At 68.0% G+C, this 13,681-nt stretch carries 10 protein-coding genes and 1 tRNA gene; 4 read left to right on the top strand and 7 right to left on the bottom strand.

Features of this window, described 5'->3' with window-relative positions; all coding sequences use genetic code 11:
• The 6 genes from BJ987_RS00530 to amaB form a co-directional block, all read right to left on the bottom strand.
• Nucleotides 1–2,895, bottom strand: a complete 2,895-nt coding sequence (locus BJ987_RS00530) for a sensor histidine kinase (protein ID WP_307869379.1) — start codon at nt 2,893–2,895, stop codon at nt 1–3.
• 100 nt (nt 2,896–2,995) lie between these two features.
• Nucleotides 2,996–4,258, bottom strand: a complete 1,263-nt coding sequence (locus tag BJ987_RS00525) for an acyl-CoA dehydrogenase family protein (RefSeq protein ID WP_209883632.1) — start codon at nt 4,256–4,258, stop codon at nt 2,996–2,998.
• An 8-nt stretch (nt 4,259–4,266) separates the two neighbouring features.
• Nucleotides 4,267–5,271, bottom strand: a complete 1,005-nt coding sequence (locus BJ987_RS00520) for a phosphotransferase family protein (RefSeq protein ID WP_209883630.1) — start codon at nt 5,269–5,271, stop codon at nt 4,267–4,269.
• Nucleotides 5,268–5,564: a DUF6285 domain-containing protein gene (locus BJ987_RS00515; protein WP_209883628.1), complete on the bottom strand. Its 297-nt coding sequence runs from the start codon at nt 5,562–5,564 to the stop codon at nt 5,268–5,270. Before BJ987_RS00515 ends, BJ987_RS00520 begins: the two co-directional genes overlap by 4 nt.
• Before the next feature lie 197 nt (nt 5,565–5,761).
• Nucleotides 5,762–5,835, bottom strand: a tRNA-Met gene (locus BJ987_RS00510).
• Between the two features lie 64 nt (nt 5,836–5,899).
• Nucleotides 5,900–7,429 carry an L-piperidine-6-carboxylate dehydrogenase gene (amaB, locus tag BJ987_RS00505; protein WP_209883626.1) on the bottom strand — a complete coding sequence of 510 codons (1,530 nt, stop codon included), beginning with the start codon at nt 7,427–7,429 and terminating at the stop codon, nt 5,900–5,902.
• 79 nt (nt 7,430–7,508) lie between these two features.
• Between amaB and BJ987_RS00500 the strand changes: the two genes are divergently transcribed.
• Nucleotides 7,509–7,961, top strand: a complete 453-nt coding sequence (locus tag BJ987_RS00500; RefSeq protein WP_194817557.1) for an Lrp/AsnC family transcriptional regulator — start codon at nt 7,509–7,511, stop codon at nt 7,959–7,961.
• Between the two features lie 76 nt (nt 7,962–8,037).
• Nucleotides 8,038–9,357, top strand: a complete 1,320-nt coding sequence (gene lat / locus BJ987_RS00495) for an L-lysine 6-transaminase (protein WP_209897659.1) — start codon at nt 8,038–8,040, stop codon at nt 9,355–9,357.
• A gap of 2 nt (nt 9,358–9,359) precedes the next feature.
• Here the strand turns inward: lat and BJ987_RS00490 are convergent, their stop codons facing one another.
• Nucleotides 9,360–9,698 (bottom strand): hypothetical protein, encoded by a 339-nt coding sequence (locus BJ987_RS00490; RefSeq protein WP_209883624.1) that lies wholly within the window; start codon nt 9,696–9,698, stop codon nt 9,360–9,362.
• Between the two features lie 167 nt (nt 9,699–9,865).
• On the opposite strand from BJ987_RS00490, the gene BJ987_RS00485 reads away from it, so the two are divergent.
• Both BJ987_RS00485 and BJ987_RS00480 read left to right on the top strand, forming a co-directional pair.
• Nucleotides 9,866–11,350 (top strand): serine/threonine-protein kinase, encoded by a 1,485-nt coding sequence (locus BJ987_RS00485; protein WP_209883621.1) that lies wholly within the window; start codon nt 9,866–9,868, stop codon nt 11,348–11,350.
• Nucleotides 11,351–11,458: 108 nt separating this feature from the next.
• Nucleotides 11,459–13,519 (top strand): serine/threonine-protein kinase, encoded by a 2,061-nt coding sequence (locus BJ987_RS00480; protein WP_209883619.1) that lies wholly within the window; start codon nt 11,459–11,461, stop codon nt 13,517–13,519.
• Nucleotides 13,520–13,681 lie beyond the last annotated feature (162 nt).

Genomic DNA, 13,681 nt, shown 5'->3' with positions numbered 1-13,681 from the left:
TCACCACCGCCCTTCGTGGAGATCGGGATTGCTGGGAGCCGGGTCGGAATCGATCCGGTTCATGCGGCCCTGCCGAGTGCCTTTCTCGATGGCCGACATCAGGTTTCGAGCTTCGTCGGCCGAACGCTGGCGTGGCGCCGGTTCGGGCTCCGGCAGGGATGGCGTGGGTTTGGCGGCGGCGCCGGTGGTCCGGCGGCGTCGCGGCAGCTCGGGCTTCTGGTGCCGCCCAGTGGTTTCCGCCGGGTTGGCCGCCGGGGGCAGACCCGTGCCGGTCTGCTCGGCGCTCTCCGGGCGGCCGAAAGTTTGCGCCTGGCCGAAGCTTTCGGAATGGCGGACGCTAGCGGACGAGCCGAAACCGGCGGGCTGCCCGAAGCGCGGGAGCTGCCCGGTGTTGGGGGACTGGCCGGTGTTGGGGGACTGGCCGGTGTTGGGGGACTGCCCGGTGTTCGAGGGATGTCCCGCAGCCGCCGTCTCACCGAAGCTGGACGTCTCGCCGGACATGGGCGAGTGACTCGAACTCGGCGTTTCGCCGGAACTCTGCGGCTGGCCCGAACTTGGGGTCCCGCCGGAACCTTGCGACTGGCCCAAACTTGTGGTTCCGCCGGAACTCTGCGGCTGACCGAAACTGGATGTCTCGCTGAAGCTCTGCGGCTGACCAAAACTCGGTGTCTCGCCGAAACTCTGCGATGGACCGAAACTCGGTGACGAGCCACCGTTTACGGTCGGCTCGAAGGCGACGCTCTGGCCATACGCCTCGGTCCGTGCCAGCCCACCGGCCCGCACCGGGATTTCACCGCCGCCGATCACACCCGGCCCGAAGGCATCGAAACTGCCGGACTTACCGATGGCCGCGACCTGTCCGGTGAGCGCGTACTCGGCACCACCGGTCAAAGCCGGACGGCTCGCGCTCGGCTCCAGTTCATTGGTGGTCAGTGCCACCGGGATCAGCACGATGGCCTTCACTCCGCCGTACTCGGATTCCGCGAGACGCACCGAGATCCCGTGCCGGACGGCTAGTTTGGCGACCACGAACAGGCCCAGACGGGCATCGCTGGACAGCGCCGCGACACTGAAATCCGGCGGGCTGGCCAGCAGCGTGTTGCGTTCGCCGAATTCCTCGACGGACATGCCCAGACCCTGATCGGAGATCTCCACCGCCACGCCCTTGCCCACCAGGTTGCCGGTGATCTCCACCTTGGCTTCCGGCGGCGAGTACGCGGTGGCGTTGTCGGTCAGTTCGGCGAGCAGGTGGATCATGTCGGCCACGGCGCTGCCGGTGATGTGGGTCTGCGGCAGCTGGCCGATATTGATGCGGGTGTAGTCGAGGCTTTCCGCGACCGCGCCGCGGATCACGTCGACCAGCGGCACCGGATTGCGCCACTTCCGTCCCGGCTGTTCGCCGCCGAGGATGATCAGGTTTTCGGCGTTGCGCCGGGACCGGGTAGCCAGGTGATCGAGTTGGAACAGCAGATCGAGGCGTTCCGGATCTTCTTCCTCGCGCTCGGCCTTGTCGAGCAGGACCAGCTGGCGATGCACGACTACCTGGCTGCGGTGCGCGATATTCAGGAACACCGCGTTCACGCCCGCGCGGGTCTTCGATTCGGCGACCGCGGCCGACACGGCGGCGCGATGCGCACGGTTGAAAGCATCGGCGACCTGGCCGATCTCGTCGGCGCCGTAGTCCAGTTTCGCGAGCTCGTCGACCGCGTCGAGCTCTTTTCCGCTGCTGAGCTGGCGGATGGTCTCCGGTAGTCGCTCGTCGGCCAGTTCCAGGGTGTCGCGGCGTAGGCGTTTCATCCGGCCGATGAATCGGTTGGCCAGCAGCAGGGCCGCTATGAACGCGACCAGGGTGACGGCGAGGACCACGCCCCCGCCGAACATGGACCGCTTGGCGAGCCGGTCGCCGAGCGTTTTCGCGGCGGTCTGGGCGTCGGTGGTCTGATCGACCCACACCTTCAGCAGTCCGCCGCGTACGTGGCCCGCCACCTGCTGCCATTCGGCGAGCTCCATCGGCAGTGCCGCGGTCTCGGTCCGGCTGGTCCGGCTGGTGCGTGCGGCGGTGTCGCTCTTGGGCGCCACCGGGCCGCGCTGCACCAGCGCGTTCTCCATCGCGACGTTGCGCTGCCATTCGGGGCCGGCGACGAGCTGCTTCAGCTCCTCCTGCCGCGCGCCGGTGAGGACCGAGCTCAAGTAGGAGACCTCGCCGCGAGCATCGCCGATGTAGCGGGCCAGCTCGGGGACTTGGGTTGCGGAGAGCTGGTCGGTGAGCAGCGCCACCGAACCGAGACTGGTGACCCGGGACAGCGATTCCGCGGCACGCAGCAAGTGCGTCGATTTGTACAGCTCCACCGCGACTTTCGCGTCGGGCGCGATGTCCGCGGCGAGCAGCACCACCAGCGAGACGGTGTCGATGACCTTGTTGAAGGCCTCGAAGGCCATGGCCGTGGGGACCATTCGCGCGTCGATGCCGCCACGGAGTTGGGTGAGTTTGTCGAAGAGCTTGCGGTAGTCGTCGAGCTCGTCTTTGGTGTCGGGACGCAGCTTGCGTGCCGCGACCGCCCCTTCGTGCACCGCCGCCAGGGCTATGTCGGACTGCTTGCGGGCGGCAGGCAGATGCGCGACCGCCGTGCCGTCACCGGCCAGGTGCAGCAACGAGATTCGGCGCTCCTCCTGAAAGGCCTGCACCATCAAGGCGACCGGTTTACCCGTCGCGTCCGCCAGCTCGGCCCAATCGTTGGCCTTCTGACCGTCCCGGATCAGGTAGACGGCGCCACCGATGCCGGTGGCCAGCAGCGCAATACTCGGGATCAGCACGATGGCGAGCAGCCGGGTACGGACACCGACGGTCCGGCTCAGGTGTGCCGGGGATATGCGGGGGAATCTACTGCCGAACACCGAATATCTTGCCTACTCCCGGGCATACGCGCCCACTCACCAGTGGTTCCAGCAAACTTAATCATTGAAAGTTCGCCCCTGCAACATCTTCCGACCCGGCTTACACCCCCTTGACCGCCGTTCGGTCCATGAAGCCGAAGAGGTAGCCCGCCACCCGTCGCATCTGAATCTCTTCCGCGCCCTCGGTGATGCGGTAACGGCGGTGGTGCCGGTAGATGTGCTCGAAGGGCTTGTGCCGAGAGTAGCCGAGGCCGCCGTGGACCTGCATGGCCCGGTCGGCGGCCTCACAGCACAACCGGTTCGCCCAGTAGTTGAGCATCGACACCTGTTCGGCGGCCGCGAAAGTGCCGTAGGTGTCCATGGACCAGGCGGTTTTGTAGAGCAGCGCACGCAGCATTTCGCACTGGGTGTGCAGCTCCACCAGCGGGAATTGGATGGCCTGGTTGACGGCCAGCGGTTTGCCGAACGGCTTGCGCTCCTTGGCGTAAGCGACGGCCTGGTCGACGCAGTACTGCGCCGCGCCGAGGCTGGAGGCGGCTTGGCGGATCCGGTTCTCGTTGAAGAAGTGCTGCACGACCCCGAGACCGTGGCCCTCCGGCCCGAAGATCGCCGCCTCGGGGACTCGGACGTCGGTCAGCGAGATCCGCGCGTGGTCGGTGGGCATGTTGAACGTCCAGAGGTACTCCTCGACCTGAAAGCCGGGAGCGCCGGTGGGCACCAGGAACGCCGTGATGCCGTGCCCGTCGCCCGCTTTCCCCGAGGTACGCGCGAAGATCAGGTCCGCGTCGGCGATATGTACGCCGGTATTCCAGGTCTTGGCCCCGTTGATGATCCAATCGTCGCCGTCGCGCACAGCGGTGGTCGCCAGGTGGGTGGCGTCGGAGCCGTGCTCGGGTTCGGTGATCCCGAACGCGAAGAACTTGGTGCCCGCGGCCAGCCCGTCCACCCACTCGGCTTGCTGCGCCGCCGAACCGTACTCGAGCATGAGCAACAGACCCACATTGTTGGCGACGATCGCGTGCTCGTTCTGCAAATCGCAATGCAAGCCGAGCCCGCGTCGCGCCAGGTGTTCCCGGATCACGGCCATGCCGAGGTTGGTGCCATCGCGTCCGCCGAACTCCCGGGGGAAGGCGTAGCGATAGTGGCCCGCGGCGTCGGCGCGGCGACGCGCTTCGGCCAGCAACCGCTCCCATTCCGCGGTAGGCAGGCCGCCGCGGTCCCAGTCGGTGCGGGCGTCCTCGCGGCGGTGGTCGAAGAAGCGGATATTGTCGTGCTCCTGTTCGAGCGGGACGATCTCGGTCTCGATGAAGGCGTCCAACTCGGCCAGATACCCGGTCAGTTCCGCGGGCAGTTCGAAATCCACAGTCGCTCCTAAGTTCTCGTGCCGGGGCGGATCTGCATGAGCAGATCCCATTCGATTTCCGACACGCGACGCCCGCTGGCGGCCATGACGATGTCGCGCACGGTTCCGTCCAGATGAGCGGCCGCCTGCGCGGCCAGGCCCGCACCCCACGCCAGCGTGCCCATCACCTTCCACCAGCGGAACCGGTCCAGATCGAAGGCGCCGCCCGCATCCTCGTAGCCGCGCACGAAGCCGGCGCGGTCGGCGAAGCCCCCGAACTCCCGTGCGTCCACGCCGAAGCGCCACATCCGTAGCGCGGGCCACGCCACATCCCGCATCGGGTCACCGAAACGCTGGGCGCCCTCCCAGTCCAGCACGGCGCGCAGGCCGTCCGGGCCGACGACGATGTTGCCGTTGCGCAGATCGGTGTGCAGCAGCACCGTGCGCGACGGCGGGTCCGGCAGCCGTTGTTCGAGCCAGCGCAGGGCCAGGGCGAAGACCGGCCGGTCGTCGAGTAGCGCGCGCACGTTCCGTTCGGCCTCGGCGAGGACGGCGGCGGCCGCGTCCGCGCCCGATGCGGGCACGGTGGGCGGAGCGGCGGCCGGGTCGATGGCGTGCAACCGGCCCATCGCCGCGCCCCACTCCCGGGCGACCGTGTCGGCGTTGCCCGCCGCTTCGATGAGACGTAATACCTTGCGTGGGATGGTTTCTCCGGCCACGTGCGCGCTGATCAGAAACGGTTCGCCTAGCACAGCCGGGTCGCCACAGACGGCGACCACCGCGGGTACCGGGACCGCGTGCGCTCTGGCGAGCTCGCGCACCGCGGCCTCGTCCTCGACCGACATGATCTGCACCGCGGGCGGCACCAGGGTGGCCACCAGTTTGCGGGCGGGTTCGCCGTCGACCTGCGCGGTGAAGGCGACATTGCGCCTGCGCGCGCCGGCGGAGAGGTACTCCACATCGGTGACCCGCACCGGCGTATGAAAAGACCGGGTCAGGAATTCGGCCAGGCCGGCGACGGGATCGATCGTCACTCTCCCGCCCAACTGTCGTAACCGGGCTTGGCAATCGCCAGATCGGCGCGCACCACCTCGGTCAGGGCCAGCCACAGGGCCTGCTCGTCGCCGTCGTCGACCGTGCTCATCAGCTCGTGTTCGCGCTGTGCGGCCGCCGGCCCGAATTCGACCTCGCGACGCACGATCCTGGCCAGGTGGGCCCCGACTCGGGCGCGATGCCGCAGTTCGGGCGGCAAGGCCGGCATCAATGTGTCTTCCAGCAGTTCGGCGAGCGACTCCAGCAACTCGGCTGCGGACGGACGATTCTGCACGGGTCACTCCCTTGTGGCTGCACCGCCATCCGAATCCGTTGTCCAGCAGTGGCTTCCGCGGATCCGAAGCGCCGATCGGCGTCGCCTGGATGAGAAGGCGGTGCATGGATCATCTCATTGACTCGGGCCTGCGGCAACGGCTGCCGTGACAGCAAAAAAGAGGCCGGAATCCTGGTCAGGATTCCGGCCTCTGGTAGTAGCGGGGACAGGATTTGAACCTGCGACCTCTGGGTTATGAGCCCAGCGAGCTACCGAGCTGCTCCACCCCGCGTTGGGTATTCACAACCTTACACACGGGAGGGGAGGAGTGCCTAATCGCCTGGTCGGGCGGCTTTTCAGCCGAACTGGATGCCTTGGGCCAGGGGGAGATCGGCGGAGTAGTTGATCGTGTTGGTGGCGCGGCGCATGTAGGCCTTCCAGGAATCCGAGCCGGATTCGCGCCCGCCGCCGGTCTGCTTCTCGCCGCCGAACGCGCCGCCGATCTCCGCGCCGGAGGTGCCGATATTGACGTTGGCGATACCGCAGTCCGAGCCGTCGGCGGACAGGAAGCGTTCCGCCTCGCGCTGGTTCGTGGTGAAGATCGAGGACGAAAGTCCCTGCGGCACACCGTTGTGCAGCTCGATGGCGTGCTCGAGGTCCCGATAGGTCAGCACGTAGAGGATGGGTGCGAAGGTCTCCTCGCGCACGACCGCGGTCTGGGCGGGCATCCGGACGACGGCCGGGCGCACGTAGTAGGCGTCGTCGCCGAAGGCGTCGACGCGCTCACCGCCGCAGACCAATTCGCCGCCATCGCCCAGAGCACGATCGAGCGCGTCCCGCATGCCGGCGTAGGACCGCTGGTCGATCAGCGGGCCGACGAGCACACCGTCGTCGAGCGGATTGCCCACGCGCAGTTGGTCATACGCCTTGGCGATGCGGTCCAGCAGCGGGCCCGTCACGTCGGCGTGCACGATCAGCCGTCGCAGCGTGGTGCAGCGCTGCCCGGCCGTGCCCGCCGCCGAGAACACGATGCCGCGCGCGGCCAGTTCCAGATCGGCCGACGGCGTGACGATCGCCGCATTGTTGCCACCGAGCTCGAGCAGGCATCGTCCGAAGCGCGCCGCCACCCGCGGGGCGACGATCTTGCCCATCCGTACCGAGCCCGTCGCGCTCAGCAGCGCCACCCGCTCATCGTCGACCAGCCGGGCGCCGACCTCGGCGTTGCCCTGAATCACCTGGTGCACTTCGGGATCGGCGCCGACATCGGCGGCGGCCCGGCGCAGCAGGGTGTGACAGGCGAGTGCGGTGAGCGGTGTGGTCTCCGAGGGCTTCCACACCACGGTATCGCCGCAGACCAGCGCCAACGCGGTATTCCAGGCCCACACCGCGACCGGGAAGTTGAACGCCGAGATCACCCCGACCACGCCGAGGGGATGCCAGGTCTCCATCAGCCGGTGTCCCGGGCGCTCCGAGGGCATGGTGTAGCCGTACAGCTGACGCGACAAGCCGAGGGCGAATTCGCAGATGTCGATCATTTCCTGCACTTCGCCGACTGCCTCCGGCCCGATCTTGCCCGCCTCCAGCGTGACCAGTTCGCCGAGTTCGGTCTTGTGCTCGGTGAGCAGTTCGGCGAGCCGGCGCACCAGAGCCGCCCGCACCGGCGCGGGTACCGTGCGCCATGTCCGAAAGGCGTTGGCGGCGCGCGAAATTGCGGCATCGACGGCGTCCAGTCGATCGGCCGGCAGCGTCAGCAGCGTGCCGCCGGTGATCGGCGTGCGCGCGGTCAACTCGCCCGGGGCGGGGATTTCGGCGCCGAATCCACGCAGCAGTGCCGCCGCGCGCTCGGAGAGTTCCTTGGTGAGCTGATCACCGATGGTGTTTGTCATCGTTTGCTCCGCTGTAGCCTTCTGTCGGGCAGTCGTCTTTTCGTGCCCCGAGTCGCGCCCGCCGGGTTAGCCTTCCCTGATGGCGGATACACCGGCAAGACCCGTACTCGATGACACTGATCGTCTGCTGATTCGTGAACTGATGGCCGATGGCCGGGCCACCCTGTCGAACCTGGCCGAGAAGGCCAGTCTGTCGGTGTCCGCGGTGCAGTCGCGGGTGCGGCGACTAGAGGCGCGCGGGGTGATTCGCGGTTACAGCGCGCATGTCGATCCGGAAGCACTGGGGCAGTTGCTTTCGGCATTTGTCGCGATCACTCCTCTCGACCCGTCGCAGCCCGATGACGCGCCCGCCGTCCTGCAACATATCCCGGGGATCGAGGCATGCCACTCCGTCGCGGGCGACGAGAGCTACGTGTTGCTGGTGCGGGTGGCCTCACCGCGGCACTTGGAGCAACTGCTGCAGGAGATCAGGGCGACCGCCAACGTCAGAACTCGAAGCACCATCATTCTGCAGACATTCTACGACAGGTAGCCGTTTGCGGTAATAAGTCCGGAATGTTCTAGATCCTGACGGATTTTTTACGTACGCTACCGGTGTGACCCTCGAAATGGAGCAAACCCGAGGTGCGGTCACCCCCGCTACCCGGGTACATGAGATCTTGTCGTCGCACATCCTCGCCGACGGCTTCGACCTGGTGCTCGATCTGGCGAATTCGCGCGGCTGCCGCCTCGTCGACGAACTCGACGGCACCACCTATCTGGACATGTTCGGCTTCTTCGCCTCGAACGCGCTCGGCATGAACCATCCTGCCCTGGCCGACGATGCCGAGTTCCGGGCCGAACTGGCCACCGCCGCCCTGAACAAACCCAGCAACTCCGACATCTACACCGTCGAAATGGCCCGCTTCGTGGACACTTTCGCGCGCGTGCTGGGTGATCCGCGGCTGCCGCACCTGTTCTTCATCGACGGCGGTGGCCTGGCGGTGGAGAACGCGCTCAAGATCGCCTTCGACTGGAAGAGCAGGCACAACGAAAGTTGTGGCCGCCCAGCCGAACTCGGCACCAAGGTGCTGCATCTGACGGGCGCGTTCCACGGCCGCACCGGCTACACCATGTCGCTGACCAACACCGATCCGGTGAAGACGGCCCGCTTCCCGAAGTTCGATTGGCCGCGCATCAAGACCCCCTACCTGACCGACGGCCGGGAGATCGAGTCGGCCGAAGCCCATGCGCTGGTGCAGGCGCGTCGCGCGTTCGCCGAAAACCCGCACGACATAGCGTGTTTCATCGCCGAGCCGATCCAGGGCGAGGGCGGAGACCGGCATATGCGGCCGGAATTCCTGCGGGCGATGCAGCAGCTGTGCCACGAGAACGACGCGCTGTTCATCCTCGACGAGGTGCAGACCGGGGTCGGCATGACCGGGAGCACCTGGGCCTACCAGCAATTGGGGCTGGCACCCGATGTCGTCGCCTTCGGCAAGAAGACCCAGGTCTGCGGCGTGATGGCCGGTGGCCGCGTCGACGAGGTGGCCGACAATGTGTTCGCGGTCAGCTCACGGATCAACTCCACCTGGGGCGGCAACCTCACCGACATGGTGCGCACCCGGCGGATTCTCGAAGTGCTGGAACAGGATCGGCTGGTGGAGCGGTCGCGGGAGCTGGGCGCGCATCTGCTGCGGCGGTTGGAAGAGCTCGCGGCGGCGCATCCACGGGTCACCGAGCCGCGCGGGCGCGGATTGATGTGCGCGATCACGCTGGCGTCGACGGAGTTGCGGGACGAGACGCTGACCGCGCTGCGGGAGCGCGAGCATGTGCTCATCCTCGGCACCGGCGAGCGCGGTATCCGCTTCCGGCCGCCGCTCACCGTGGGCATCGCGGACCTGGACGCCGCGGTGGACGGAGTGGACCGGGTGCTGTACACCCTCTGACCTCACGCGATTCGCAGGCCCAAAGCGCCCTCGGCGAAGCGGCGGACGGTGGTGAGGCCCGCTTCGAGGGCTTCGTCATAGCCCGGGCGTGCCCAGCCGGTGAGTTCGGCTTCGCCGTCGGCGGTGGGGGTGACACCGATCTCGGCGACCATCTCGGCCGTGGTGGGTTCGCAGACCGCCCAGGAGAAGTGGATTTCCTTGTCCCACTGGGCGGCTCGGCGGGTGACGTAGTCGGGGTCGGTGATGCCGCCGGCGGCGAGGGCGGGGCGGTCGTCGATGCGTTCATCGGCCCGCAGGGCGCGCAGATACCAGCTGCCGGCGTTGATCTCGATGGGTTCCATCAGAGGGTGTCCTCGCTCATAAGGAAAGGCTAGCGCTCCGGCACTTCGGTTATGTCCGTCAAACCCGGGGTATGCCCGAAGCGGACTCGGTAGATTCCGGGTCTCGAAGCGTGGAATACGAGGGAACGGGTAGCTCCTCCGTGAGAGGTAAGCGCGAGGAGTTCGTCATGGGCGACATGTCCTTCGGCCCATATCGATTGCAGCGTCCACTGGGCCGGGGCGGAACCGGACAGGTGTGGCTGGCCCATGACACCGAGACCGAGCGGTCGGTAGCGCTGAAGATTCTGGCGCCGGAACTGAGCTGGGACGCGAAGTACCGGCAGCGGTTCGAACGGGAGGCGCGCGCCGCCGCCGCGTTGCGGAATCCGCATGTGGTGCCGATTCACCGGTTCGGCGAACTCGACGACCGACTATTCATCGATATGGAGTTGATCGTCGGGGCGGACGTGGCGACACTGCTGGCCTGCGAAGGCCCGATGGCGCCCGGTGTGGCCGTGGACCTGGTGACGCAGACCGCGGCGGCGCTCGACGCGGCACACCGCACCGGTCTGGTGCATCGCGATGTCAAACCGTCCAACATCGTGGTCGACGGCGACGGTTTCGCCTATCTCATCGATTTCGGCACCGCCTACCGTTCGGGACAGACCGCCATCACCGGCACCGGACGGGTCATCGGCACACTGGCCTACCTCGCTCCGGAACGGTTCACCGGCGGCGGTGACGCCCGCTGCGATGTCTACGCGCTGGCCTGCGTCCTCTATGAATGCCTCACCGCCCGGCGGCCCTTCGGAGATACCGATCCGGCCCAGCAATTGCACGCGCACCTGCGGACACCTCCGCCGCGGGCCTCGGACCTGAATCCGGCCGTGCCCGCGGCACTGGACCAGGTGATCGCCCGCGGGATGGCGAAGGAGCCGGACGAAAGATACGACAGCGCAGTGGAATTGGCACGGGCGGCGCAGGATGCGGTCGGTACCGCGACACCGGAGACCACCGCCCGGCTGGCGGCCGCTGTCGCGCCGTTCATCGCGACCGGCACGCCGGAGCACGAACGCCTGTCCTGGCCGGGCGTCATCACGCCGGAGACCGACGTGCATGTGCTGGGGGAGCTTTCGGAACCGGCGGATACGTCGCCCGAACCGCTGCACTCGGCGCCCCATCGCCGCGAACAGCTGCTCGCCGGTACCGCCATTGTGCTGCTGGCGGTCGCCGCCGGGGTGGTGTGGTCGTCCAACCGGCTCGACAGTGGCGCCGAAACCGATGCCGGGCCCGCGACCTCGGAGTCGGTGTTCCGGGCTCCGGCCGGTTCCGCGCCGCAGTCCAGTTCGCGCTCGCCGGTGACCGTTACGCCCGCGACCACGCCGGTCGTGGCGACCTCCGCTCCGGTGGCGCAGGAGCCGTCCTCGAACGCGCCGAGCGTCCCGGCTATCGGCCAGACCTGCGATCCGGCCCACGACAGGCAGGTCGTCTCCGCCCAGGGAATCACCCTGTCCTGCATCGAGATCGGTGGAGATATCGCGATGTGGTCGCCCATGCTCGCGCCGGTCCAGCAGACGAACAACCCCAAACCGGTGGAGAACAAGCCCGACGACAAACCGGGGCACGGCAACGGCCACGGCAACGGCAAGCCCAAACCGGATAAGGACAAGTAGAGCGACTGCACCACCACACGTCGGCCAGCTCACAGGTATTCGTGCTACTCGCCGTGACCTACCGGGGTTAGGCTCCGAGACAGGAGCGAGCACCGGGAGGTTTCACGCATGGGCGCTGTCCGATTCGGCCCGTACCGGTTGGAACGGTTGCTCGGCAAGGGCGGGATGGGTGAAGTCTGGCTCGCCGCCACCAGCACCGGCCATCACGTCGCGCTGAAACTCCTTGCCGCGGAACACGCCAGGGACGCCACCTATCGCCTCCGATTCGAGCGGGAGGCCGAACTCGCGACGGCGCTGCGCGATCCGCACATCGTGCCGATCCACGCGCACGGCGCGATCGACGGCCGCCTGTTCATCGAGATGGCCTACGTCGACGGCACCGACCTGGCGGCCCGCCTGGCCTGCGGCGAGCTTCCGGTAGCGACGGCGATCGACATCGTCGGCCAGGTCGCCGGCGCGCTGGACACCGCACACGGGCAGGGCTTGGTGCACCGTGACATCAAGCCCTCCAACATCCTGGTGCGACCGGACGGGTTCAGCTACCTCATCGACTTCGGCCTCGCCCGCAGCCTCGGCACCTCCGGCCTCACCGTCACCGGCATGGCCATCGGCACCCTGGCCTATATGGCGCCGGAACGCTTCACCAGCACCTCCTGCGACGCCCGCGCCGACGTGTACTCGCTGGCCTGTGTCCTCTACGAATGTCTCACCGGCGCCCGCCCGTTCGGCGACACCGACCCGGCCCAGCAAATGCACGCCCATCTCATGTCGTCCCCGCCCCGCGCCGCCGTCCGCAACCGAACGATCCCACCGGCCCTCGACCAGATCATCGCCAAGGGCATGGCCAAGGAACCCGCCGACCGGTACGCCAGCGCCGGCGAATTCGCCGCTGCCGCCCGCGCAGCCCTCGCAGAGATCAGTCCGCCCCGCCCGAACCAGTCCGCACCGACTCCGACGAAGGTCTTGCCGCAGGGGGGTTTACCGCCCACCCGGGTGGAGACTGTCCTGCGCGGTGGTGCGGTGGCGGCGAGTCCGGGGTTGGCGTCTGCTGGGGCGGAGAGTGTCGGGCGTGGTCGTGCGGTCGCGCCGAATCCCGGGTCGCCGTCTGCCGGGGCGGAGGGTGTTGGGCGCGGTGGTGCGGTTCCGTCGAATCGCGGATTGCCGCCTACCCGGCCGGAGGCCGTCTTACGCAGCAGCACTGCCGAGCAGAGTTCCGGGCTGCCGCCGACCCGCCGGGAGAAAGTGGCCGCGCGTCCGTCGATCCCGGAGGCGCAGGTTTCCTCCGGTCGACCGGCGACCAAGGTGCTGCCGCCCTCGGGCCTGGCGCGAGCCGCGGCCGTCGTGCCCGCGCAGGCTGCCGGACAGCAGGTCGCGCAACCCGTTCGAGCGCCCGGCCGCCGGTGGTATCTGCGCCGCCACGCTTCGGCGAGCTCTGCGCGTCCGGCGGCTCCGGTCCAGCCGGTCCGTCCCACGCCGACCGCGCGGGCCACGGCCGTCCGCCGTCGGGGTCAGGGGTGGCCGTCGCGCGGCCCCGGTTATGCCGCTCCGCCGCCGCGTCCGGCCCGCCGTCGTAAAAAGGGCGGGTTCCTTCGCAAGATGATCGGTGCCCTCGTCCTTCTGGTCGTCGCCCCCTTCGCCTTGGCGGCAGGGTGTTTCGCGCTCATCGCCGCGAGTTCCCCGAATAGCTCGGACACCGGTTCGGCAGTCGATAAACCGCCTGCGATCGCCGAAGGCACCCCGGAACCGGTACCGGACGAAGCGCCCGAGTCCGACCCAGGCCCCGCGCCCGCCGGTTCCGCGGTGCGCGACGGAAAGTTCGAATTCGCCGTCACCGATGTCGAATCCGGAATCTCGCGCGTCGGCGTCCAATCCGCCCAGGGTTCGTTCCTGCTCGTCACCCTCTCGGTGCGCAATATCTCCGCCGAGCCGAAATGGTTCGTGCCCTTCGGTCAGAAGCTGGTCGACAGCGCCGGGCACGCCACCGAGCACGACGCCACAGCCACCATCTGGAAGAACACCAGCCGCTCACACGGCTACTCCTTCGAACTGACCCCAGGCCAATCCGCCACGGTCGTCCTGGTTTTCGACGTGGCCGCTGAATCAACCCCCGCCCACCTCGAACTGCACGACTTCGTGCTCTCCGGCGGAGTTTCCGTAGCCCTGACCTGAGCGTGGCTCCGGCGGCGGGGATCGTTTGGCGAGCGTACTTCAGCGGCGCGGACCGTTCCGGTGAGCGCGTTCAAGCAGTGCCGACCGTTTGGGCGAGCGCGGTTCAGGCGGCGGGACTGTTGGGGTCAGCGCAGATTCGGGCGGCGAGAACTGTTCTAGATG

Origin of the sequence: Nocardia goodfellowii, from assembly GCF_017875645.1 — a bacterium.
GTDB classification, from domain to species: Bacteria; Actinomycetota; Actinomycetes; order Mycobacteriales; family Mycobacteriaceae; genus Nocardia; species Nocardia goodfellowii.
This window is presented reverse-complemented; position numbering and strand designations above follow the sequence as displayed.

Bases quoted from the DNA above. Each gene is read 5' to 3' on its own strand.
- amaB (WP_209883626.1), bottom strand. From the start codon at position 7,429: ATGACAAACACCATCGGTGATCAGCTCACCAAGGAACTCTCCGAGCGC.
- BJ987_RS00500 (WP_194817557.1), top strand. From the start codon at position 7,509: ATGGCGGATACACCGGCAAGACCCGTACTCGATGACACTGATCGTCTG.
- lat (WP_209897659.1), top strand. From the start codon at position 8,038: ATGGAGCAAACCCGAGGTGCGGTCACCCCCGCTACCCGGGTACATGAG.
- BJ987_RS00490 (WP_209883624.1), bottom strand. From the start codon at position 9,698: ATGGAACCCATCGAGATCAACGCCGGCAGCTGGTATCTGCGCGCCCTG.
- BJ987_RS00485 (WP_209883621.1), top strand. From the start codon at position 9,866: ATGGGCGACATGTCCTTCGGCCCATATCGATTGCAGCGTCCACTGGGC.
- BJ987_RS00480 (WP_209883619.1), top strand. From the start codon at position 11,459: ATGGGCGCTGTCCGATTCGGCCCGTACCGGTTGGAACGGTTGCTCGGC.